20 protein-coding genes are annotated in these 23325 nt (G+C 64.8%); 3 read left to right on the top strand and 17 right to left on the bottom strand.

What is annotated here, in order from left to right; genetic code table 11:
• Positions 1-816: 816 nt before the first annotated feature.
• From IVA79_RS33395 to IVA79_RS33385, 3 genes are all read right to left on the bottom strand, one after another.
• Entirely contained in the window at positions 817-1824 is a 1008-nt protein-coding gene (locus IVA79_RS33395; RefSeq protein WP_247561312.1) for an Hsp33 family molecular chaperone, read from the bottom strand.
• Between the two features lie 171 nt (positions 1825-1995).
• Complete coding sequence (gene argF / locus IVA79_RS33390; protein WP_247561311.1) at positions 1996-2919, bottom strand: ornithine carbamoyltransferase; 924 nt, start codon at positions 2917-2919, stop codon at positions 1996-1998.
• Positions 2919-4127 (bottom strand): aspartate aminotransferase family protein, encoded by a 1209-nt coding sequence (locus IVA79_RS33385; RefSeq protein WP_247561309.1) that lies wholly within the window; start codon positions 4125-4127, stop codon positions 2919-2921. The genes argF and IVA79_RS33385 overlap by 1 nt, the downstream gene beginning before the upstream one ends.
• A 457-nt stretch (positions 4128-4584) precedes the next feature.
• On the opposite strand from IVA79_RS33385, the gene IVA79_RS33380 reads away from it, so the two are divergent.
• On the top strand, positions 4585-5097 hold the full coding sequence (locus tag IVA79_RS33380) for a GcrA family cell cycle regulator (RefSeq protein WP_247561307.1): 513 nt from the start codon (positions 4585-4587) through the stop codon (positions 5095-5097).
• Positions 5098-5175: 78 nt separating this feature from the next.
• Here the strand turns inward: IVA79_RS33380 and phoB are convergent, their stop codons facing one another.
• The 10 genes from phoB to IVA79_RS33330 form a co-directional block, all read right to left on the bottom strand.
• Positions 5176-5883, bottom strand: coding sequence for a phosphate regulon transcriptional regulator PhoB (phoB, locus tag IVA79_RS33375; protein WP_247561305.1), 708 nt, complete (start codon positions 5881-5883; stop codon positions 5176-5178).
• A gap of 23 nt (positions 5884-5906) precedes the next feature.
• Positions 5907-6623 (bottom strand): phosphate signaling complex protein PhoU, encoded by a 717-nt coding sequence (phoU, locus tag IVA79_RS33370; RefSeq protein WP_246928241.1) that lies wholly within the window; start codon positions 6621-6623, stop codon positions 5907-5909.
• Positions 6624-6634: 11 nt separating this feature from the next.
• A complete protein-coding gene (gene pstB, locus IVA79_RS33365; protein WP_247561304.1) occupies positions 6635-7456 on the bottom strand; it encodes a phosphate ABC transporter ATP-binding protein PstB in 822 nt (273 codons plus the stop codon).
• Complete coding sequence (pstA, locus tag IVA79_RS33360) at positions 7453-8304, bottom strand: phosphate ABC transporter permease PstA (RefSeq protein ID WP_247561303.1); 852 nt, start codon at positions 8302-8304, stop codon at positions 7453-7455. Before pstA ends, pstB begins: the two co-directional genes overlap by 4 nt.
• A gap of 4 nt (positions 8305-8308) precedes the next feature.
• Positions 8309-9298 carry a phosphate ABC transporter permease subunit PstC gene (pstC, locus tag IVA79_RS33355; protein ID WP_247561302.1) on the bottom strand — a complete coding sequence of 330 codons (990 nt, stop codon included), beginning with the start codon at positions 9296-9298 and terminating at the stop codon, positions 8309-8311.
• A gap of 154 nt (positions 9299-9452) precedes the next feature.
• Positions 9453-10466, bottom strand: coding sequence for a phosphate ABC transporter substrate-binding protein PstS (gene pstS, locus IVA79_RS33350; protein WP_247561301.1), 1014 nt, complete (start codon positions 10464-10466; stop codon positions 9453-9455).
• 150 nt (positions 10467-10616) lie between these two features.
• A complete protein-coding gene (locus IVA79_RS33345) occupies positions 10617-11909 on the bottom strand; it encodes an ATP-binding protein (RefSeq protein ID WP_247561299.1) in 1293 nt (430 codons plus the stop codon).
• A gap of 44 nt (positions 11910-11953) precedes the next feature.
• Positions 11954-13009 (bottom strand): lysylphosphatidylglycerol synthase domain-containing protein, encoded by a 1056-nt coding sequence (locus IVA79_RS33340; RefSeq protein ID WP_247561298.1) that lies wholly within the window; start codon positions 13007-13009, stop codon positions 11954-11956.
• Between the two features lie 453 nt (positions 13010-13462).
• The gene (locus tag IVA79_RS33335) at positions 13463-13759 is read right to left on the bottom strand and encodes a hypothetical protein (protein ID WP_247561296.1); all 297 of its coding nucleotides are present in this window, start codon (positions 13757-13759) and stop codon (positions 13463-13465) included.
• Positions 13760-13761: 2 nt separating this feature from the next.
• Positions 13762-15156, bottom strand: a complete 1395-nt coding sequence (locus IVA79_RS33330; RefSeq protein WP_247561295.1) for an OmpA family protein — start codon at positions 15154-15156, stop codon at positions 13762-13764.
• Positions 15157-15320: 164 nt separating this feature from the next.
• Between IVA79_RS33330 and IVA79_RS33325 the strand changes: the two genes are divergently transcribed.
• Entirely contained in the window at positions 15321-16379 is a 1059-nt protein-coding gene (locus IVA79_RS33325) for a polysaccharide deacetylase family protein (RefSeq protein ID WP_247561293.1), read from the top strand.
• Positions 16380-16468: 89 nt separating this feature from the next.
• Positions 16469-17269 carry an SDR family oxidoreductase gene (locus IVA79_RS33320; RefSeq protein WP_247561292.1) on the top strand — a complete coding sequence of 267 codons (801 nt, stop codon included), beginning with the start codon at positions 16469-16471 and terminating at the stop codon, positions 17267-17269.
• 73 nt (positions 17270-17342) lie between these two features.
• Here IVA79_RS33320 and boxB read toward each other — a convergent pair whose 3' ends face one another.
• From boxB to IVA79_RS33300, 4 genes are all read right to left on the bottom strand, one after another.
• Positions 17343-18794, bottom strand: coding sequence for a benzoyl-CoA 2,3-epoxidase subunit BoxB (gene boxB / locus IVA79_RS33315; protein ID WP_247561290.1), 1452 nt, complete (start codon positions 18792-18794; stop codon positions 17343-17345).
• Between the two features lie 144 nt (positions 18795-18938).
• A complete protein-coding gene (gene boxC / locus IVA79_RS33310) occupies positions 18939-20627 on the bottom strand; it encodes a 2,3-epoxybenzoyl-CoA dihydrolase (protein WP_247561277.1) in 1689 nt (562 codons plus the stop codon).
• A gap of 143 nt (positions 20628-20770) precedes the next feature.
• Entirely contained in the window at positions 20771-21589 is an 819-nt protein-coding gene (locus IVA79_RS33305; RefSeq protein WP_247561275.1) for an alpha/beta hydrolase, read from the bottom strand.
• Between the two features lie 124 nt (positions 21590-21713).
• Complete coding sequence (locus IVA79_RS33300; protein ID WP_247561273.1) at positions 21714-23255, bottom strand: benzoate-CoA ligase family protein; 1542 nt, start codon at positions 23253-23255, stop codon at positions 21714-21716.
• Between the last annotated feature and the right edge of the window lie 70 nt (positions 23256-23325).

The raw sequence follows: 23325 nt of genomic DNA, 5'->3' as shown, positions 1-23325 counted from the left end.
ACCCTACGATGTTTGAGCTTGTGACACGCAGACGTGCCTTCTCGTTCTCGCGGCTAAATTCGCCCGAGCTTTGCTTGGTCTCGCCACCCTCAAATCCAAGAGGGCGCAGGGAAGGCCGGGTGCCGACAAGCACCCGCGGTCCGCTGCGCGAAATGCACACGCAGAAAGAACCGCACAGCAGCATACAGGTGGTGCCGATCACTCGGCCTTCCCTGCGCGATGGTCGGACGGCTTATGCCGTGCTCTCCCGGGAGCCGAACTTTCCTTCTGGCCTCCCTCGCCGTTCGAATTGACGATGCCGTCCACCCGGTTGGGCTCGCGCGCATCTTCGAAAGGCTTGACCGTGGCAACGACGGCCAGGACCACACGGTTTTGCCGTACGCACGGCCCGCCATGTCGCCCGCAGTATTTCCAGCCCTGTCGACGAAGCCGGAAACTTACAGGCGAGACGAACCTGACAGCGCCGCTCGTCTGCACGAAGCCTCGGGCTCACAGGGACTACCCGCCCTGCCCGCTACCATCATGCCGACGCTGCCGCGTCCACCGCAAGCCCGGCTCGCGATCAAGACGACCTCGAGATCGCCCCTCTTGGATGAGCCGGGATGGCCGACACATACGACAAAACCGAATTTCGGTAAAGTGGAATATTTTTGCGCGGATGGATTGACAGCGGGCCGACACAGCGAGGTGCCGCAGGGTGGGTTGGCCGAAGGCGTAACCCACCATTGTTTGCGTCCGCAGGAACAGAAGAGGTGGGTTACGCCGAGCAGATGCGCTTTGCGCATCCGCACGGCTAACCCACCCTACGAGAGCTCGCTACGCATCCTCGACGCCTGCCTCATGCGGCGTGAACTGGTAGACCGACGAGCAGAACTCGCAGGTGACGACGACCTTGTCGTCCTTGACCATGGCGGCGCGGTCATCGGGCGAGAAGCTCTTGAGCATCGAAGCGACGGCATCGCGCGAGCAGGAGCACTGCGCTTTGAGAACCATCGGATTGAATACGCGCACGCCGCGCTCGTGAAACAGGCGGAACAGCAGCCGCTCGCCGGAGAGCTCGGGATCGATCAGCTCGACGTCCTCGACCGTCTCGATCAGCGAGCGCGCCTCGACCCAGGCGTCGTCTTCCGCGACGCTGTGCACCTCGACGCCATCAGGGGCATCGCCGGGATGTAAGTCCGCCTGCCGGGCGCGCTCCGGCGCCTTCGGCAGAAACTGCATCAGCATGCCGCCGGCGCGCCAGCGATGCTTGCCGCCGTCGCTGGAGCGCCACTCCTCGCCGACCGCGAGACGCACCTTGGTCGGAATCTGCTCGGAGCGCAGGAAATATTCGTGGGCGGCGTCTTCCAGACTGCCGCCGTCGAGCGCGACCAAACCCTGGTAGCGGCTCATGTCGGGCCCCTGGTCGATGGTCATGGCGAGATGACCGCGGCCGAGCAGCGCGCCGGAATCCCTGGTCTCGCCAAGACGCGCGGCGTCAAAGCGCGCATAGGCGCGCAGGCGATCCGGCGCCATGTAGTCGACGACCAGGAACGACACGGGGCCGTCGGTCTGAGCCTGGAGAATGAAGCGCCCCTCGAATTTCAGCGCACTGCCGAGCAGCGTCGTCAGCACGATGGCCTCGCCGAGCAGCTTGCCGACGGGAGCGGGATAATCGTGCTTGGTCAGGATCTCGTCGAGCGCGGGACCCAGCCGCACCAAGCGGCCGCGCACGTCGAGCGCATCGACCTCGTAGGGCAGCACGGCATCATCGATCGGAACCGCTGATGGTGCGCGAACCGGGCCTTCGGGCCCGGTCTTCATGTCAGGAGATTGGAAAACCATGGCGGTCTATCTGGGGTCGATCGATGCAGAATGAAAGAGGCGCAGCTGCATTCCATCGTCCACGAAACGACGGCCTGCGTAGCTTGGATGGAGCGCAGCGCAATCCGGGAAACTCGTTCCGCAGCTGAAGAGCCCCGGATTACGCTGCGCTCCATCCGGGCTACAAGATGATCACTTCACCGCGTCAAAGCACCAGGCCAGAATGCCTTTCTGCGCGTGCAGGCGGTTTTCGGCCTCGTCGAACACGACCGATTGCGGGCCGTCGATCACTTCATCCGTGACCTCCTCGCCGCGATGGGCGGGCAGGCAATGCATGAACAGCGCATCGGGCTTGGCGAGCGACATCAGCTTGCCGTTGACCTGGTAGGGCTTGAGCACGTTGTGGCGATGCTCGCCCTCCTTGTCGCCCATCGACACCCAGGTGTCGGTGACGACGCAATCGGCGCCGCGCACGGCGGCTTCCGGATCGGTGCCGAGCACGATCGGCGCGCCTGAAGTCTTGATGAAGTCGCGCATCGCCTTTTTCGGCGCGAGCTCGGGCGGCGTTGCGACATTGAGCTGGAATTTGAAGCGCTCGGCGGCATGCGCCCAGGACGCCAGCACGTTGTTGTCGTCGCCGGTCCAGGCCACCGTCTTGCCCTCGATCGGGCCGCGATGTTCCTCATAGGTCATGAGGTCGGCCATCACCTGGCAGGGATGTGAGCGCCGCGTCAGGCCGTTGATGACGGGCACGGTGGCGTTGGCCGCAAGCTCCAGCAGCGCCTCGTGATTGAGGATGCGGATCATGATGGCGTCGACATAGCGCGACAGCACGCGCGCGGTGTCGGCGATGGTCTCACCGCGACCGAGCTGCATCTCGGCGCCGGTGAGCATGATGGGCTCGCCGCCGAGCTGGCGCATGGCGACGTCGAACGACACCCGCGTCCGCGTCGAGGGGCGCTCGAAGATCATCGCCAGCGTCTTGCCTTCGAGCGGCCTGACCGGCTGCTGCGCCTTCTGCTTCGCCTTCATGGCGGAGGATGCGGCGAGCATGCGCTTGAGCTCCGACAGCGGCAGCTCGTTGATGTCGAGGAAATGTTTCGGCGACTTGCTCATCAGCTTGCCGCCCGCTTGGTCTGGCTGGACGAGATCGCAGCGCAGGCGCGCTCGAGCCGCCCGACGCTATCCTCGATCTCGGCTTCGGTGACGATCAGAGGCGGCAGGAAGCGCACGACATTGTCGCCCGCGCCGACGGTGAGCAGTTTTTCGCCACGCAAGGCGGCCACGAGATCGCCCGAAGGCACCACCGCCTTGATGCCGATCAGGAGGCCCTCGCCGCGCACCTCGCTGACGACATCGGGGTGACGGTCGATCACGGAGGCGAGCTTCTGCTTGAGCAGCAGCGACATCTTATGCACGTGGTCGAAGAAGCCGGGCTTGAGCATGACGTCGAGCACCGCGTTGGCCGCCGAGATCGCCAGCGGATTGCCGCCGAAGGTCGAGCCGTGCGAACCGGGCCCCATGCCGGACGCCGCTTCCGCAGTCGCCAGCACAGCACCGATCGGGAAGCCGCCGCCGAGCGCCTTCGCCAGCGACATCACGTCAGGCGTGACGCCGGTGCGACGATAGGCGAACAGATCACCGCTGCGGCCCATGCCGGTCTGCACCTCGTCGAATGCGAGCAGCAGGCCCTTGTCGTCGCAGAGCTGGCGCAACGCCTTGAGGAAGGCAGGTGTCGCCGAGCGCACGCCGCCCTCGCCCTGGATCGGCTCGATCAGGATGCCGGCGGTCTCTAGGCCGATCGCCTTCTTGACGGCTTCGAGGTCGCCATGCGGGACCTGGTCGAAACCGTCCATCGGCGGGCCGAAACCTTCGAGATATTTTGCAGAGCCGGTCGCGGCGAGCGTTGCCAGCGTGCGGCCATGGAAGGCGCCTTCGAAGGTGATGATGCGGTAGCGCTCGGGATGGCCCTTGGAGAAGTGATGATGGCGGACCAGCTTGATCACACCCTCCAGCGCTTCGGCGCCGGAATTGCAGAAGAACACGAAGTCCGCAAAGCTCTCATTGCACAGGCGCGCGGCGAGCTTCTCGCCGTCCGGGCTCTGGAACAGGTTCGACATGTGCCAGAGCTTGGTCGCCTGCTCCTGTAGCGCCTTGATCAGATGCGGATGGCAATGGCCGAGCGCATTCACCGCGACGCCCGAGGTGAAATCGAGATAGCGATCGCCATTGCTCGCGATCAGCCAGCAGCCTTCGCCGCGTTCGAAACCGAGGTCGGCCCTGGCGAAAACGGGGAGCAAATGCGGCACTGCGCGGTTAGTCATGACGGTCACTTGAAGGTTGCGGACGGTGTGACGCGTGCATTGCGCAACGCACCATCGACCGGCCCGGAAAACGAAACGTGCCGCCTTTTAAGGGCGGCACGCGGGACTATCTTATGCTTGGCAAGACGGGTGTCAATGCCGCCCGGAAAGCCTCAGGAAACGCTGAATCCGTAGTCTTGCGGTGCCGATTTTGCGGGTTTTCACCACGGAACATGTGGAAGCGAGTCGGCGGACTCTTGCGCGGGAGTCACGCCATATTGTAGCGTTTGGATTGTCAGATACGACATCTCGTGCAGCGGTTCTGATCCCAAGAGTCCTCATGTACCGGCGTAAACGTTCGGGCGTCAGTCACGCGCCCGGCGAGCCTTAAGGGATTCTGACGGCACGGGTTTTTGAAGGCTTAGGCATTCGCTGCAAGGCCCCAGGATGGCTGGCCGGCAGCGAGGGAAAGGGTGCAATGACGGTTTTGACCTGGTCCGATGATCGCGTCGAGCAGCTGAAAAAGCTCTGGGAGGCCGGACTTTCGGCCAGCCAGATCGCAGCAGAGCTTGGCAATGTGACCCGCAATGCCGTGATCGGCAAAGTGCACAGGCTCGGTCTATCCGGCCGCGCCAAGAGCCCTTCATCGGCGGCGCCCCGGCCGCGCAAGGCGCGCCCGGCGCAGCATATGATGCGGGTGACCCGCCCCATTGCGCGCGGCAACACCGCGCTGGCGCAGGCCTTCGAGGTCGAGGTGGAGGCCGAACCGGTCACCTACGACAACGTGGTGCCGATGAGCCAGCGGCTGTCGCTGCTGGAGCTGAACGAGGCGACCTGCCACTGGCCGGTCGGCGATCCCTCGAGCCCGGATTTCTTCTTCTGCGGCGGCAAGGCGCTGTCCGGCCTGCCCTACTGCGCCCAGCACTCGCGCGTGGCGTATCAGCCGGCGGCGGACCGCCGTCGTGCAGCACCGAAGCCGGGCACGCGCTAAGCACGGCCTGAGGCGACGTCGCGAAAAAGAAAAGCGCGCCAGCGGCGCGCTTTTTTGTTGGCTCAGCACAAGCACACCTTACGTCTGCTCGGCCTTGGCGAAGCGATCGTCCAGTGCGTAGCCGGCGCCGCGGACGGTGCGGATCGGGTCCTGCTCGCGGCCGAGATTGAGCAGCTTGCGCAGGCGGCCGATATGGACGTCGACCGTGCGCTCGTCGATGTAGATGTCGCGGCCCCAGACGCTGTCGAGCAGCTGCTCGCGCGAGAACACGCGGCCGGGATGCTCCAAGAAGAACTCCAGCAGGCGATATTCGGTCGGGCCGAGATCGATCGGCCGGCCCGAGCGCGCCACGCGGCGCTTGTCGCGATCGAGCTCGATGTCGCCATAGGCCAGCACGGTGGCGAGCCGCTCCGGGCTGGCGCGCCTGAGCAGACCTTTCACCCGCGCCAAAAGCTCCGGCACCGAGAACGGCTTGACGATGTAATCGTCGGCGCCGGTCGTAAGGCCACGTACGCGCTCGCTCTCCTCGCCGCGCGCGGTGAGCATGATGATCGGCAGCTGCTTGGTCTCGGGACGGGTGCGCAGGCGGCGGCACAGCTCGATGCCCGACAGGCCCGGCAGCATCCAGTCGAGCACGATCAGGTCGGGAATGTGCTCCTTGAGGCGGGTGTCGGCGTCGTCGCCGCGCATGACCGTCTCGACGTCATAGCCGTCGCCTTCGAGGTTGTAGCGAAGCAGCTCGGTGAGAGCTTCCTCGTCCTCAACCACCATAATGCGTGCGCCCATGGTGTCGTCGCTCCTTAAGGTCTTCAGCTATTCGGGATCGTGGTGGCGAAGGTGGTCATGTCGCCCTTCGGCCGCTTGTCGGTGATCGCCTGGCCCTCGATCATGTAGAACACGGTTTCGGCGATGTTGGTGGCGTGGTCGCCGATCCGCTCGATGTTCTTGGCGCAGAACATCAGATGGATGCAGAACGAGATGTTGCGCGGATCCTCCATCATGTAGGTGAGGAGCTCGCGGAACAGCGAGGTGCAGATCGCATCGACCTCCTCGTCGCCCTTCCACACCGCCATCGCCGCCGGCAGATCGTGCGCGGCATAGGCGTCCAGCACGCTCTTGACCTGCTGCTGCACGAGGTCGGTCATGTGCTCCAGGCCGCGGAACAGCTTCAGCGGATGGAAGTCGGTCTCCAGCGCGGCGACGCGCTTGCCCATGTTCTTGGCGAGGTCGCCGATCCGCTCGAGGTCGGTGGCAACGCGCATAGCGCCGACGATCTCGCGCAGGTCGACCGCCATCGGCTGGCGGCGGGCGATGGTGAGCACGGCGCGTTCCTCGATGCGCTTCTGCAGCGCGTCGAGCTCGGCGTCGATGGTGACGACGCGCTGGCCCAGCGCGACGTCGCGGCGGATCAGCGCGTCGACGGATTCGACGATCATGCGCTCGGCGATGCCGCCCATCTCGGCGACCAGGCGGGTGAGCTCCTGGAGGTCGGTGTCGAAAGCCTTTGCGGTATGTTCAGTACCCATGTCGCGTCTCCTCAGCCGAACCGGCCGGTAATGTAATCTTGCGTGCGCCGATCGCTCGGCGACGTGAAGATCCTGCTGGTGTCGTCGAACTCGATCAGTTCGCCGAGATACATGAAGGCGGTCTTGTCGGAGACGCGCGCCGCCTGCTGCATGTTGTGGGTGACGATCGCGATCGTGTAGTTCTCGGACAGCTCCTGGATCAGCTCCTCGACCTTGGCGGTCGAGATCGGGTCCAGCGCCGAGCAGGGCTCGTCGAACAGGATCACCTCGGGCCGCACCGCGACGGTGCGCGCGATGCACAGGCGCTGCTGCTGGCCGCCGGAGAGCGACAGGCCGGAGGCGTTGAGCTTGTCCTTGACCTCGTTCCACAGCGCGCCGCCGCGCAGCGCCTTCTCGACGCGGTCGTCCATCTCGGATTTCGAGATCTTCTCGTAGAGGCGGATGCCGAAGGCGATGTTCTCGTAGATCGTCATCGGGAACGGCGTCGGCTTCTGGAACACCATGCCGACGCGGGCGCGCAGCAGATTGAGGTCGAGCTTGGCGTCGAGGATGTTGGTCTGGTCGAGCATCAGCTGGCCGGTGGCGCGTTGGCCCGGATAAAGATCATACATCCGGTTGAAGATGCGCAGCAGGGTCGACTTGCCGCAGCCCGACGGGCCGATAAAGGCCGTGACGCGGTGGGTGCCGAGCGTCAGGTTGATGTTCTTCAGCGCGTGGTGCTCACCGTAATAGAAGTTGAGATTGCGCGCGGTGACCTTGGCCGGTGCCTCGGGCAGCGGCTGCGAGCCGGGATGAACGGTCGGCGCGCTCACGGAAACAGACATTTCACTCATTTTGCAGTCCTCTCGGCGCCGATGATGCGCGCGCCAATGTTCAGGGCAAGCACGGTCAGGGTGATCAGCAGCGCACCGCTCCAGGCGAGCTGCTTCCAATAGGCGTAGGGGCTCTGGACGAAATTGTTGATGGTGACCGGCAGGTTGGCCATCGTCTTGTCCAGGCCGAGGCTGAAGAACTGGTTCGACAGCGCGGTGAACAGCAGCGGCGCGGTCTCGCCGGCGACGCGGGCGGTGGCGAGCAGCACGCCGGTGATGAGGCCGGAGCGCGCCGCGCGATAGGCGATGCGCTTGATCACCAGCGAACGCGGCAGGCCCAATGCGCTGGCGGCTTCCCGCAGCGGATTCGGCACCAGCAGCAGCATGTCCTCCGTGGTGCGCACCACCACCGGGATGACGATGACGGCGAGTGCCAGCGCGCCCGCGATCGCCGAGAAGCCACGCATCGGCACCACCACCGCGCCGTAGATGAACAGGCCGATGATGATCGAGGGCGCCGACAAGAGGATGTCGTTGATGAAGCGGATCACCGAGGTCAGCTTGTCGTTGCGGCCGTATTCGGCGAGATAAGTGCCGGCGAACAGGCCGAGCGGCGCGCCGATGCCGACGCCGAGCACGGTCATGATGATCGAGCCGACGATGGCGTTGCGCAGGCCGCCTTCGGTCGAGCCGGGCGGCGGCGTGTCGGCGGTGAAGACCTGGAGGTTCAGGCCAGCGAGGCCGTTGTAGAACAGCGTGATCAGGATCAGCGCGAGCCAAGTGACGCCGAAGGCGGCTGCGGCGAAGCAGAGCCCGCGGATGACGATGTCCTTGCGGCGGCGGCGCGAATAGATCGGATTGAGGGCCATGACGTTAGTTCCCCGCCTTCTTGTCCAGCCGCATCAGCATCAGCCGCGCGGCGGCCAGCACGAAGAACGTCAGCACGAACAGCAGCAGGCCGAGCAGGATCAGGCCGGACTGGTGCAGGCCGTCGCTCTCGGCAAACTCGGAGGCGATCGCCGCCGAGATCGTGGTGCCCGGCGCGAAGATCGACGAGGAGATGCGGAACGAATTGCCGATGATGAAGGTCACCGCCATGGTCTCGCCGAGCGCGCGGCCCAGCGCCAGCATGACGCCGCCGATGATGCCGACGCGGGTGTAGGGGATCACCACGCTGCGGACGACTTCCCAGGTGGTGCAGCCGACGCCGTAGGCGGCTTCCTTCAAGACCGGCGGCACCGTCTTGAACACGTCGACCGAGATCGAGGTGATGAAGGGCAGCACCATGATGGCGAGGATCAGCGCGGCATTGAACGTGCTGAGATAGGACGGCGGACCTGCGAAGATCGCGCCCAGCACGGGGACGCCGTCGAAGATCTTGATCATCAAGGGCTGGAAGGTGTTGGCCAGGAACGGGCCCAACACGAAGAAGCCCCACATGCCGTAGATGATCGAGGGAATGCCGGCGAGCAGCTCGACCGCCATGCCGATCGGGCGGCGCAGCCATTGCGGGCAGAGCTCGGTGAGGAAGATCGCAATGCCGAGGCCGACGGGAATCGCGATCAGCATGGCGATGAAGGAGGTGACGAGCGTGCCGTACATCGGCCCGAGCGCGCCGAGCACGGGCGGATCGGCCGAGGGCGCCCAGCGCTGCGTCCACAGGAAGGAGATGCCGTATTCCCTGATCGCCGGGAACGCGCCGACGATCAGCGAGATGATGATGCCGCCGAGGATCAGCAGCACCGAGATCGCGGACAGCCGCGTGATCCAGTAGAAGGTGACGTCGCCGAGCTTGAACGCGCTCAAGGCCTTGGCGCGGTCATACGGTCCGGCGTCCTCGATTACATCGCTCTGAACGGCCATTTCTGCCACGCCGATCCCCTGTACCCATTTTCTATACGCTTGTTCTTGGTGCCGTGCCCCGGATGCGACGCAACGCCGATCCGGGGCATGGTTCTTGTGGGTCCCGGCGCAGCGCAGCAGCGTTTCCCGCTGCCGCGTCCGGGACACGCGTACCTTAGCTCTTGATGTCGGCAGCCCAGGTCTTCTCGATCAGCTGGACGACGCTGTCCGGCATCGGGATGTAATCGAGCTCTTCAGCCAGCTTGTCGCCACTCTTGAAGGCCCAGCGGAAGAACTTGATGGCTTCCTGCGAGGCCGCCTTGTCGGTGGCGGACTTGTGCATCAGGATGAAGGTCGCCGCGGTGATCGGCCAGGACTTCTCGCCGGGCTGGTCGGTCAGGATGACGTAGTAGCCGGGAGCCTTGGCCCAGTCGGCGTTGGAGGCGGCCGCCTGGAACGCTTCGACGGTCGGCTGCACGGTCTTGCCGGCCTTGTTGACGAGACCGGTGTAGGTCAGCTTGTTCTGCTTGGCATAGGCGTACTCGACGTAACCGATCGAGTTCTTGGTCTGGCTGATGTTGCCCGACACGCCTTCGTTGCCCTTGGCGCCGACGCCGACCGGCCACTCGACGGCGGTACCCTCACCGACCTTGCTCTTCCAGTCCGCGCTGGCCTTGGCGAGGTAGTTGGTGAAGTTGAAGGTGGTGCCCGAACCGTCAGAACGGCGGACCACGGTGATCGCCTCCGAGGGCAGCTTCACATTCGGATTGAGCTTCTTGATGGCCGGATCGTCCCACTTGGTGATCTTGCCGAGATAGACGTTGGCCAGCGTCTCGCCGTCGAACACCATCTCGCCCGGCTTCACGCCCTCGAGGTTGACGACGGGAACGATGGCGCCCATCACCATCGGCCACTGGACGAGGCCGTCCTTCTCGAGCTGCTCGGCCTTGAGCGGCGCATCGCTGGCGCCGAAGGTCACGGTCTTGGCCTGGATCTGCTTGATGCCGCCGCCGGAGCCGATCGACTGGTAGTTCAGACCGTTGCCGGTCTCCTTCTTGTAGGCATCAGCCCACTTCGAATAGATCGGGAACGGGAAGGTCGCGCCTGCACCGGTGATGTCGGCGGCAAAGGCCGTCGTCGCCGACGCGGCGACCAAGCCGGCGGCGACCATCGTTTTGAGGAAATTCATGCTGGTCTCCATTGGGGGGAGCGAAGCGCCATCCGCGCCCGATCGCGCTCCCCACGCCGCCCCTTTAGGAGCGGTCGGCTGTGCTTTTACGAAGGTTTCGTGACAGTCGGATGACACCTGCAAGCGATTGAAATCGCTTGGATTTTCAGCCTAAACTAAAGTCTTGGCCTGGGGGAAGCAGGCGGTGAAAGTGGCGCCCTGCTTGGGCACGCTCTCGATCAAAAGCCGGCCGCGATGACGGTTAAGAATATGTTTCACCAGCGATAATCCGAGCCCGGTTCCGCCTTGCGAGCGACTGTCCCCGACGTCGACCCGGTAGAACCGCTCGGTCAGCCGCGGCAGGTGCTCGGGCGCGATTCCGGGGCCGAAGTCGCGAACCATGATCCGGATTTCCTGAGTTCCGTCAGTGGCTGCGCCTGATGTCAGCGACACGATGACGCGTCCGCCGGAAGCGCCGTATTTGAGCGCGTTCTCGATCAGATTCTCGAACAGCCGGAGCAGCTCCTCGCGGTCGCCCGCGATCATCACCGCCCCTTCAGGCAAATGGATCTCGACCTCGACCTGCCGCTCCAGCGCCAGCGGCTCGAGCCCGTCGGCGACCTGGCGGATGATCGGCAAGAGGTCGACCAGGGTGTCAGGCCGGACATGGGCCGACAGCTCGACCCGCGACAGCGACAACAGATCGTCGATCAGGCGCGCCATGCGGGTGGCCTGGTTGTGCATGATGCCGAGGAAGCGCTCGCGCGCCTTGGGATCGTCCTTGGCCTGGCCCTGCAGCGTGTCGATGAAGCCCGACAGCGCGGCGAGCGGCGTGCGCAGCTCATGGCTGGCATTGGCGACGAAGTCGGCGCGCATCTCCTCGACCCGGCGCAGCGGCGTCTGGTCGTGAAAGGTCATCAGCATGCATTTGTCGGCGCCGCCGAAGCTGGTCGGCACCGGCACCGGCGTGATCATGAGCTCCATCCAGCGATCGACCGGGACATGATCGAGATAGGTCGCGCGCCGCGGCTCGGTGGTCGCGATCGCCTCGCGCAGCGCCGTGATGATCTCCGGCGAGCGCAGCGCGAACTGGGCGAGCTCGTTCCGGCGCAGCGCCGGCGCGAGCTGGGCGGCGGCGGCATTGAGGTGGATGACGCGGCCGGCACGGTCGAGCAGCACCGCCGGATCCGGCATGCCGGCGACGACCGCGGCCACCGCCGCGCTCTCGACCGGGTTGATGCGCCTGACGTCGTCGCGGGACGCGGCGGGATCGTGCAGCCGCCAGGGGATCAGGGCCGCCGCCGCGATGCAGAGGAACACGATTGCGGCGTGCAGCGGTGCCAATTCGCCGAGCGAGACCACGACCGACAGCGCCAGCGCCGCAGCGATCAGGATGATGGTCGAGTGCCGCAGCCGGTCGGACCAGGGCTGGGTGGAGGGAGAAGATGGGGCGTCGATCGCCATCGGGGCGGACTTCTCCTAGAGGCTTGTCCTAACGCTTGGCGCGGTCAGGCGCCGCTGTCGCTACGCTCTCTCACATAAGCGGCTTCACGCGCCGGACCGGGGTCCAGCTTGAGCGCCGCCTGCTGCAAGCGCTTCGATCGTGCGCCGATCATAACTTCGCGAAACGTCAGCAAGATTACAGATATGACGAAGGGAGACAGATAATAGAGGACGCGGAACAGCAACATGCCGCCCAGAAGCTCCTCGCGGTCCATCTGCCAGAGGCCGACCAGCATGGCGGCGTCGAACACCCCCAGCCCGCCGGGCGAGTGGCTGGCGAATCCGAGCAATGTCGCCGAGACGAAGATCACCGCGACCACCACGAAGCCGAGATTGGGCTCGTCCGGGACCAGCACGTACATCGCCAGCGCGCAGAAGCCGAGATCGATGATGCCGATCGCGATCTGGAGCAGCGTCAGCGCGCCGCCCGGCAGCACCACGGTCCATGGCCCGCGGCCGACCACGCGCGGCTTGGTCCAGACCCAGACCACGTAGCCGACCAGCCCCACGATGATCGTCAGCGCCAGCGTCCGGTTCAGCCATGGCGGAAGCTGGTCGATCGAGGCGGCGGCCTCCGGATGATAGGCGATGCCGAGGCCGAGCACGGCGGCATTGCCGAGCCAGAAGGTCAGGCCGGCGAGGAAGCAGATCTTGGCGACGTCGATCGCGTTCAGCCCGTAGGCCGAATAGATGCGGTAGCGCACGGCGCCGCCGGTGAAGACGGATGCACCGACATTGTGGCCGATCGAATAGCTGCTGAAGGCCGCGAGCGCGTTGATGCGGTAGGGCACATGGGCGTGACCGATCGCGCGCGTGGCGAACAGGTCGTAGAAGGTCAGGGTGAAATAGCCCGCGGCGACGAACAGTGCCGCCATCGCGATCTGGCTCGGCTCGGTGCTCTTGATCGCTTCGAGGACCTCGTTGAAATCGATGCCTCGCAGCATGTGGTACAGCACATAGCAAGCGATGCCGATGACCGCGACGCTGATCACAACTCCAAGCTTATGCAGGATTTGCTTCTGGCGCAGAAACGTCGTCGCCCTGCGGATGGCTTCCAGCATCTAGACCTCGAACAACGCTTCAGCGGCCAGGGTGGCCGGCGAACGGGCGGACGACGCGCAGGCAATCAACGAACCCTCGTCGCCGGCTCCGGCATCGCGCATGCCCCCTGCCATTCCACTAGCGCGTTTTCGGGCCGAGTGGAATTCGCCAATTCGAACAAAAACACGTGCATTCAATATTTTAGGCAGGGTTGCGGGCTCCTGAAGCAGGGTTTGGCGCCTTCGGCGGCAGAGTTGAGGCGAATCTCCAGGGCGATCCTGCGCAGGCGCGATGAAGGTTTGATGATTTCGGACGTACAATGTTCCGTCACGCCTTAAGCCGACGTCAATCTATGGGGCACGCCTGCCTGGTGAAAGGGGGCGGATTTTCCGATGCGCCGGAAGGTCGCGGGCCCGAAGGGCGGGGCGAGGGGCCGCAGACCGCTGCACCGCCCGATCGTCGGGGCCAACGGCTCAGGCCGCAGGCATGCTGCGCGAGACCACGCGGTCGCGCAGCCAGGCGCCGATGGTGCAGCCGACCAGATAGCACGCGAACAGGATCAGGCCGAGGTCGAGCCAGTAGCCGAAGCGGCCGGGGACGACGCGGGCGAATGAGACCGCGACCAGGGCCGCGGCAAGCGCGGCGAGCCAGCGCGCCGTCACCTTGGAGGTGCCGTTGCCGCGCTGGACCACCGAGATCCAGCCCATGCAAAATCCCAGCAGCACCGAGCCGATCAGCCAACCCAGATGAAACGAGACGAGATAGGGCATCGTCACCTCACCAGAAATTCGATGCGGCGGTTCTTCGCCTTGCCGTCGTCGGTGTCGTTGCCGGCGACCGGCTGCGTGCTGCCATGGCCGATCGCGGTGAAGCGGCTGGCGGGCAGGCCGGCCTTGACCAGATAGTCGATCACCGCCTGCGCGCGCTTCTCGGAGAGGGCCCGGTTGAAGCCCTCCTCGCCGTCGGCGTCGGTATGCCCGGCAATTTCGATATTGGTATTGGGGCAGCGCAGCGCCGTCTCGATCAGATGATCGAGGATGGCGGCGGAGTCCGGATCGATGTCGGCGCGCTTGGCGACGAAGCGGATCTTGCCCTTGGCCAGGAGGTCCGTGAACAATTGCTGGCACACGGTGCCGTCGACCGGGCCTGCCGCAGGCTTCACCGTGATCTCCGGCTTGTACTGCCAGTTCTTCGGGAAGTCCTTGCCGAGGCCTGCGCGGATGTCGTTGGCGGCCCCCTCATAGAGCGCATCGCCCGACAGCTTCACTTCGCGGTCGGAGACGACGAGCGTGCCGGTCGACAGTCGCGACAGCGCGCCGAGCGCTGCGACCACGGCCGTGTTGAAGGAGCCGGGCGCGCCGATGCTGGCCTTGAGATTGTCGACGACCTTTTCGGTGAAGAATTTTCGCGAGGCGCTGGTGGCGATCGCCGCATGCACATTGTTGTCCGGAACGTAGCCGGTCAGCGCCACCGTCGCGGCCACCGGATCCTTGTACGCCTGGAAGATATAAGGCGGCGCCTTGACGTCGTTGGCGGCGACCGAAAAGCCCTCGGGCAGGTTCTTCAGCGCAGCCGCGATCGCTTCGCGGCCGCCGAGCTCGCGCGCCATGCCCGACAGATTGACCTGGGTATCCGTGATCGTGATCTTGCCGTCCTTGAGCTTGCCGATCTGGTCCAGCAACAACATGGCGGCGGCTTCGAACCGCGGCGGCGCGCCGCGCGCCAGACTCATCTGGTCGGCCACCTCGGCGCCGCCGACCTCCTTGCGGGCCGCCTCGGTCAGCCGGCCCTTCATCGAGGGCAAGGGTGCGGAGCCTGACAGCGTCACCCGCACCACGTCGCGCTCGGCGTTCCAGACGAAGGGTTTGGCCTCGGGAACAAGACGGGTCCGGTCGTCGACCAGGCGCACGCCGGGAACGGTCTCGACCGCCGTCACGGCGTCGCGGCGCCCCTCCTCGGAGAAGGCGTCCGCGGCCAGGCGAACGTCGCGGCCGTCGACCGCGATCCGGGTCTTGTCCAGAACGGTCCCCTTGAGCGCGGCCGTGCTGCGGGCCGACAGGTCGGCTTCGACCGGTAAGGTATTATTCCAAGCCGCAAATCCCCACATGACGGCCAGGGGAATCAGCCCCGGCCACCATTTGCTGGCCCACCTGAAAAGTTTCTGCATTCGACGACCCGAACTCTGGAACCGGAGACAAAACAAACCCTTGGCAGGCTGTCAAACCGGAAATGGCGCCCTTCCGAAGGCGCTGGCTGGACAATCGAAATAACTTTTTCTTCAAGGGTTCTTCCGTAAGTTGAAAGCGGAATGCCAGAGTCCGCCAGCGGGTCATGAAACAACTGCGTAACAACGTCATCCGCGCCGGGCTGGAAGCACTTTACTTCAGCGGGGCGCACCATCTGCTGCGCCCGCTTTTGTCGGGCGTCGGCGCCATTTTCATGCTGCACCACGTCCGGCCGGCGCGCGAGGCCGCGTTCCAGCCGAACCGGCATCTCGAAGTCACCCCCGAATTCCTGCGCGCCACGCTATGCCATTTGCGTTCGCGCGACATCGACATCGTCAGCATGGACGAGTTGCATGAGAGGCTGGTGCAGGGCCGGTTCGACCGCCGCTTCGCTGCCTTCACCTTCGACGACGGCTATCGCGACAATCTGGACCACGCCCTGCCCGTGCTACGCGAATTCGACGCCCCGCTGGCCGTCTATGTCGCGAGCGACTTTGCCGAGGGCACCGGACGGCTGTGGTGGGTGGCGCTGGAGGCCGTGATCGCCAAGGCCGAGCAGGTCGACGTCAGAATCGGCCATTCCGCGTTGCGGCTCGATGCAACAACGCCCGCGGCCAAGCAGGCAGCGTTCGACCGCCTGCACGACTGGCTGCGCGCGCTGCCGGGCGAGCATGACCTTCAGCGAGAGATCGAGGCGCTGTGCACGGCGCACGACGTCGACATGGAAGCGCTGTGCCGTAGCCTCTGCCTGTCCTGGGCCGAGGTGAAGACATTCGCCGCCGATCCGCTGGTCACGATCGGCGCGCATAGCGTCAGCCATTGCAATCTTGCCAAGGTGGCGGAAGACATCGCCGCGCAGGAGCTGGCCATGAGCCGCGCGCGGATCGAGCAGGCGCTGCAGCGCCCCGTGTTGCATCTCGCCTATCCCTATGGCGACCGCGAGGCGGCGGGGATGCGCGAATTCGGCCTGGCGGCGACGGCCGGCTTCAAGACCGCGGTGACGACACGGCCCGGCATGCTGTTCGCCGAGAATGCCGACCAGATGACGGCACTGCCGCGCGTCTCGCTCAACGGCAACTACCAGGACGCGCGAATCCTGCCGGTGTTGACCTCGGGCGCCGCGACCGCGATGTGGAACGGTTTCCGCCGGATCGCGGCGGCGTAGGCGCGCGCTCCGCTGTCGCGCTACACTTAGCACCTTCCTTGACTCCCCTCGCCGCCCCGCTCAAAACAGCGCCAACCAAGGGAGGCCTCATGTTCAACGACCTGTTCTCGCTCAAAGGCCGTGTCGCGCTGGTGACCGGCGGCTCGCGCGGCATCGGCAAGATGATCGCGGCGGGATTTCTCAGCGCCGGCGCCGCGAAGGTCTACATCACCGCGCGCAAGGCCGGACCGTGCGAGGCGACCGCCAAGGAGCTCACCGCGCAATATGACGGCGAATGCATCGCGCTGCCGATCGACATCTCCACCGTCGAAGGTTGCGACAGGCTCGCCTCCGAAATCATCAAGCTGGAGCCGAAGCTCGACATCCTCGTCAACAATGCGGGAGCTGCCTGGGGCGCGGAGTTCGACGAATTCCCCGAAAGCGGCTGGGACAAGGTGATGGACCTCAACGTCAAATCGCTGTTCTTCCTGACCAAGGCCCTGGCGAAACCGCTGCGCGCTTCCGCAAGCGCCGAACGTCCGGCCAAGGTGATCAACATCGCCTCGGTCGACGGCATCTTCGTCAATCCGGGCGAGACCTATTCCTACGCCGCCAGCAAGGCCGCCGTGATCCATCTGACGCGCCGCATGGCGACCAAATTGATCAAGGACAACGTCAACGTCACCGCGATCGCGCCGGGCGCGTTCAAGTCCGACATGAACCGGGCCGCGCGCGACCATTCGGACGAGGTCGCAAAGCGCATTCCGGCGCGGCGGATCGGAACCGACGAGGACATGGCGGGTGTGGCGATCTACCTCGCCTCGCGCGCGGGCGATTACGTGGTCGGCAACACCATCGCGGTGGACGGCGGTGTGGTGTACGCGAATGCGGGGCTGGAGATCGCGGGGTAGGAAGCGCGCATAGTGAGTAGCGAATGGCGAATAGACGCTCGTTCTATTCGCTACTCGCCATTCGCTAACTTCCCTACGACTCGATCTTCACGTACTCGAAGTCACCCGGCTTGTTGTCGATGCCGACTTTCGGCGGCGAGATCCAGGAGGCGAACTTGCCGGTCTCGGTGACGGGCTGCATCAAGGAGGTGATGAAGTCGCCGTCGGCAGTCGAGGGCAGCCACTCGTCCTTGCGCTTGGCCCAGGTGGCATCGTCGATCAAAATGCCGTCGGGCGTCGCGTGGATGTCCTTGAACTCGCCGATGTGGCGATGGAAGGCGACGTTGGGCAGCTTGAGCTGGAACTGATAGCCCGCGGTCGAGATCACCTTGTTCCAGCGCAGCATGCCCTTGACGCAATCCTGGCTGTAATCGTCGCGCAGGCGCATGTTGAGCGCGGTCAGCGCCGGCTCGTCGACCAGCTTGATCTCGCCGTTGATGAACTTCAGCACCGGATAGGTGGCGTTCTTGAGCTGGTGATCGTCGTCGATCTGGGTCTCGTGATAGCGGCCTTTGATGCCGGTGTTGAAGGCGTTGGCCGCGTTGGTCGAAACCTCCGAGCCGAACAGGTCGAGCGACAGCGTGTAGTGCAGGTTCAGCTTCTTCTGGATGGTCGGCAGGTCGATCACCCCGAGCGCGCGGACTTTCGCGATGTCGGTGGGGTCGGTGATGCCGGCCTCGCGCATCGCATCGCAGGTGCGCTGCACGACGCGGGTGATGCCGGTCTCGCCGACGAACATGTGGTGCGCTTCTTCCGTCAGCATGAAGCGGCAGGTGCGGGACAGCGGATCGAAGCCGGACTGCGCCAGCGAGTGCAGCTGCATCTTGCCGTCGCGGTCGGTGAAATAGGTGAACATGAAGAAGGACAGCCAGTCCGGCGTCGCCTCGTTGAAGGCGCCGAGCATGCGCGGGGCGTCGGCATCGCCGGAGCGGCGGCGCAACAAATCGTCGGCCTCCTCGCGGCCGTCGCGGCCGAAATATTTCTGCAGCAGATAGACCATCGCCCAGAGATGACGACCTTCCTCGACATTGACCTGGAACAGATTGCGCATGTCGTAGAGCGAGGGCGCGGTCTTGCCGAGGTGGCGCTGCTGCTCGACCGAGGCCGGCTCGGTGTCGCCCTGGATCACGATCAGGCGGCGCAGCATGGCGCGATATTCGCCGGGCACTTCCTGCCAGGCCGGCTCGCCAAAGTGCTCACCGAACGGCACGACGCGATTTTCTTCCTGGGGCGCCAGCAGAATGCCCCAGCGATAGTCGGGCATGCGGACATAATCGAACTTGGCCCAGCCGCGCGGATCGACCGAATACGCCGTGCGCAAATACACCAGCGATTCCTGGAAACCTTCCGGTCCCATGTCGCTCCACCAATCCATGTAGCCGGGATGCCAGCCTTCGAGTGCCTTCAGCACCTGGCGGTCCTCGGCGAGATTGACGTTGTTCGGAATCTTGGTCGAGTAGTCGACGTTCATGATGTTCATGTTCATGGCCGTGCTCCTTGTTTCTTGTCCCGGACGCTGCGCAGCGCGAAGCGGTGCGCTGCTGAGCCGGGACCCATTGTCTCGTCTCGCTGGGTCCCGGTTCTGCGTCGCATCACTTCGTGCTGCGCCGCGCCCGGGACACGAAAGTCATCAAACTCGCGTCATATCGAATTTCGGCTTCTGGCCGCTGCCGTAGCGGCGCAGCGCGCCTTCCTCGCCGACCGCGTTCGGGCGCTGGAAGATCCAGTTCTGCCAGGCGGTGAGGCGCGCGAAGATCTTTGATTCCATCGTCTCGGGGCCGACGAAGCGCAGACTGGCTTCCATGCCGGTGAGGCTGTCAGGCGAGAAGCTGGCGCGCTCCTCGAGAAACACGCGAACCTCGTCGTCCCAGTCGATGTCGTCGAGCGCGAAGGTGACGAGGCCGAGCTCTTCGGCCTGCTCGGCGTCGAGCGAGGTCCCGAGCGTCGCTTCCGCGCGCTCGACGTCAGCGGGATCGGCCTGGAAGCGCGATTGCAGCCGCGTCAGGCCATGGCTCATCGGATAGGGGCCGAAATTCATGGCAGAGAGTTCGATCGACGGCGGCGGACGGTTGTCGCCCTGGCGCGTGCCGATCAGCATGTAGGAGCGGTCGGCGGCGAAGACGAGCTCGGCGAGCGTGCCGGCAAAGCAGGAGCCGGGCTCGACCAGCGTCACCAGCGTGCGCGAGGTCACGTCGATGCGCTTGAGCACGCGCTTCCAGTAATGGCGGATTTCATTGACCAGCCAGTGCGCCTTGTTGGCTTCGAGGAAGGCGTCCGCCGCGAGCACATGAGCGCGGTCGCCATGGCTCTTGAACACCAGCATGGCGATCTCGAGCTCGTTGATGCGCAAATGCAGGATGGCGTCGTCGATCTCGCGCGCCACTTGCAACGGCCAGAACGAAGCTCCTTGCGCCATCATGCCGTCGATGTCGGCGGGCGGCGCGGCTTCCGGCGCCTTGATCGAGATCGTGGCGATGCGGGCCGTGCGGTCGATGTCGACCGTGACGAAGCCGTAGCGCAGGCTGGTCTGGTCGATCAGCCGCCTGAGCGGCGTCAGCGCGATGCCCTTGCCGCTGCCCTTGCGCTTCGATTGGCCTGCGAATTCCTTGGCGCGCTCGGCGATCTTGGCCTCGAGCTTCGAGTTCGGCGCGATCTCGTCGACCAGGCGCCATTGCACGGCGCGCTTGCCTTTCACGCCCTCCTCGATGGTGCAGAAGAAATCGGCGTGGTCGCGGCGCACCTTGCGCTTGTCGACGACGCGGGTGAGGCCGCCGGTGCCCGGCAGCACCGCGAGCAGCGGCACCTCGGGCAGCGCGACGGCGGACGAGCCGTCGTCGGCGAGAATGATATGGTCGGTCGCAAGCGCCAGCTCATAGCCGCCGCCGGCGGCCGAGCCGTTCACCACGGTGATGAAGCGCTGGCCGGAATTCTCGGAAGAATCTTCCATGCCGTTGCGGGTCTCATTGGTGAACTTGCAGAAGTTCACCTTGTGGGCGTGCGTGGAGCCCGCGAGCATGCGGATGTTGGCGCCGGCGCAGAACACGCGGTTCTTGGCCGAGCGCATCACCACGACCTTTACCTCGGGGTGCTCGAAGCGCAGCCGCTGCACCGCATCGGCCAGCTCGATGTCGACACCGAGATCATAGGAATTGAGCTTGAGCAGATAGCCTTCGAACAGGCCGCCGTTCTCGTCGACATCCATGGTCAGCGTCGCGACGTCACCCTCGACCGCAAGCTTCCAATGCTTGTAGCGGGACGGTTCGGTCTGGAAATCGATGAATGTCGCGCCGCCTGCGAGGCGCCGATCTTCCCCGGCCATGGGTCATCCCTGAGCTTGATTATGCATTTTCGCCGTAGCGTTAGATGCACAATAGTGCATCTTTTCGAGCGCGTCTAGCCCTTAACCGGGCTCACATGCATTTTGTTTCATGGGAAAGCCCCCAGGCGGCGCCGGCGCCGCTGTCAGGCGGCGCGCCCTTGCAGTCCCTGATCGTCGCGCAAGGCCGCTCTCGCAAATTGCTCGATCGCCTCGAGCGTCGCCGCCGGCGCCTCGCGATGCGGGGAATGGCCCACGCCTGAAATGAGTTTGAAATCGACCGGGCAGTAGCACTCTTCCTGCGCGATCTCGACCTGACGCAGGGTGCCATATTGGTCGTCCGCGCCTTGCACGACCATGATGGGTACGCGGATATAGGCGAGGTATTCGGAGATGTCCCAATCGCGGAATTGGGGATCGAGCCAGGCGCCGTTCCAGCCGTAGAAGGCGTTGTCGACGTCCTTGTGCCAGCGCGCCAGTTTGGCCTTGAGGTCCGTGGTCTCGAAGCTGGTCTTGATCGCGGCGATCGATTTCACCGAGATGTCCTCGACGATGAAATGCGGCGCAATCAGCACGAGGCCGCTCAGGCGATGATCCTGATGCGCGCCGGCATAGATCGTCGCGATCGAGGCGCCGTCGGAATGGCCGAGCAGCAGGCCGCGCTTGAAGCCGATGGCGTCGAGCAGCTTCGGCAGCGCGTCCAGCGCCTCGCGCTGCATGTAGTCGAGCGGCCGCGGCAGTGGCACCGGGCTCGACTGGCCGTAGCCCGCGCGTGAATAGGCGAAGATGCCGGCGCCGGTGGCTTGTTGCAGCTTCTCCGGGAAATCGCCCCAGAGCCCGACCGAGCCGAGGCCTTCATGCAGCATGACGATGGTGGGTGCGTCAGCGGAGGCGGGCGCCAGCCATTTGTATTCGAGGCTGGCGCTATCGACGCTGAGGACACCGGCGGGGGTGAGATTGGTCATACTGTCGTTCCCGTTCATTCCGTCATTCCGGACAGCTCGCGACGCGAGCTGATCCGGAATCTCGAGATTGTTTTGCGGCTCGTCATTCCGGGTTCGATGCTTCGCATCGCCCCGGAATGCCGAGTTAATTCGCGCCTTCGCGCAGCTTGAACCGCTGGATCTTGCCCGTCGCCGTTTTCGGCAAGGACTCCACCACATCGATCCAGCGCGGATATTTCCACGGGCCGATCTTCTGCTTGACGTGCTCCTTGAGCATCTCCTGCAAATCCGTCGTCGTCGCGCCGGGGCGCAGCACGACGAAAGCCTTTGGCTTCAGCAATCCTTCCGGATCGGCCTCGGGCACGACGGCGGCTTCCAGCACCGCCGGATGCGTGATCAGCGCGCTCTCGACCTCGAACGGCGAGACCCAGATGCCGGAGACCTTGAACATGTCGTCGGCACGGCCGCAGAAGGTGTAGCGGCCTTCGCTGTCGCGGACATATTTGTCGCCGGTGCGGGTCCACGGGCCCTCAAAGGTGCGGCGGCTCTTGTGGCGCTGATTCCAATAGCCTTCGCCGGCCGAGGGCGCATCGACCAGCAATTCGCCGACCTCGCCGTCGGCGACATCCTGCCCGGCTTCGTTGACAAGCCGCACCGCATAGCCCGGCACCGGCTTGCCAGAGGAGCCATATTTGATATCGCCGGGCGCGTTCGAAAGAAAAATGTGCAACAGCTCGGTCGAGCCGACGCCGTCGAGAATATCGACGCCGAAGCGCGCCTTCCAGCTGTTGCCGACGGATTCCGGCAGCGCCTCGCCCGCGGAGGTGCAGATGCGCAAGGCCTTGCCGCCGCGCTCGGCCTTCATGGTCTCGTCGTTCAGCATCGCCGCGAACAAGGTCGGCACGCCATAGAAGATCGAGGGGTTGTAGCGGTTCATCAGGTCGAACATCCGCGCCGGCGTCGGCCGCTCGCTGTTGAGGATCACGCTGGCACCGACCGACATCGGGAAGGTCAACGCATTGCCGAGCCCATAGGCGAAGAACAGCTTTGCGGCGGACAGACACACATCGCTCTCGCGGATGCCCAGCACCTGTTTGGCGTAGGTGTCGGCGGTCGCCTGCAAATTGGAATGGATGTGGCGCACGCCCTTGGGCATGCCTGTCGAGCCCGACGAATAGAGCCAGAACGCCGGCTCGTCGGGATGCGTCACGGCGGTGGTGAATTGGTCGCTCTCGCCTACCAGTTCTTCTGCGAGCTGCTTGTGGCCGTTCTGCTTCGCGCCGGACACCACGACATGCTCGAGATCGGGCATGCGGCCGACCACGTCCTTGATGACGGGATAGAGCGCTTCCGAGACGAACAGCACGCGCGCGCGGCAATCGGCGAGGATGTAGGCGTATTGGTCCGCGGTCAGCAGCGTGTTCAGCGGCACCGGAACGATGCCGGCGCGGATCGCGCCCAGGAACACGATCGGAAAATCGATCGTATCGAGCATGATCATCGCCACGCGCTCCTCGCGGCGGACGCCGAGCCGGCGCAGCATGTTGGCAGCGCGCCGCGTCTCGCGCGCAAGCTCGCCATAGGTGAGCCGCGAGACGGTGTCGTCGAAGGCCAGTTTGTTGCCCCGGCCCTCCTCGACGTTCCGGTCGAGCAGCCAGGTCACCGCGTTATAGGATCCCTCGCTCACAGGGTTCTCTCCCGAATTTAGAATTATAATTCATAGAAAGACACTGCGGCGGCTTGCTGTCAATGCCAGC

The sequence above is a fragment of the Bradyrhizobium sp. 138 genome, assembly GCF_023074075.1.
Lineage (GTDB): Bacteria > Pseudomonadota > Alphaproteobacteria > Rhizobiales > Xanthobacteraceae > Bradyrhizobium.
Note: the sequence above shows the minus strand (reverse complement) of the source record. Positions and strands in the feature narration are given on the sequence as shown.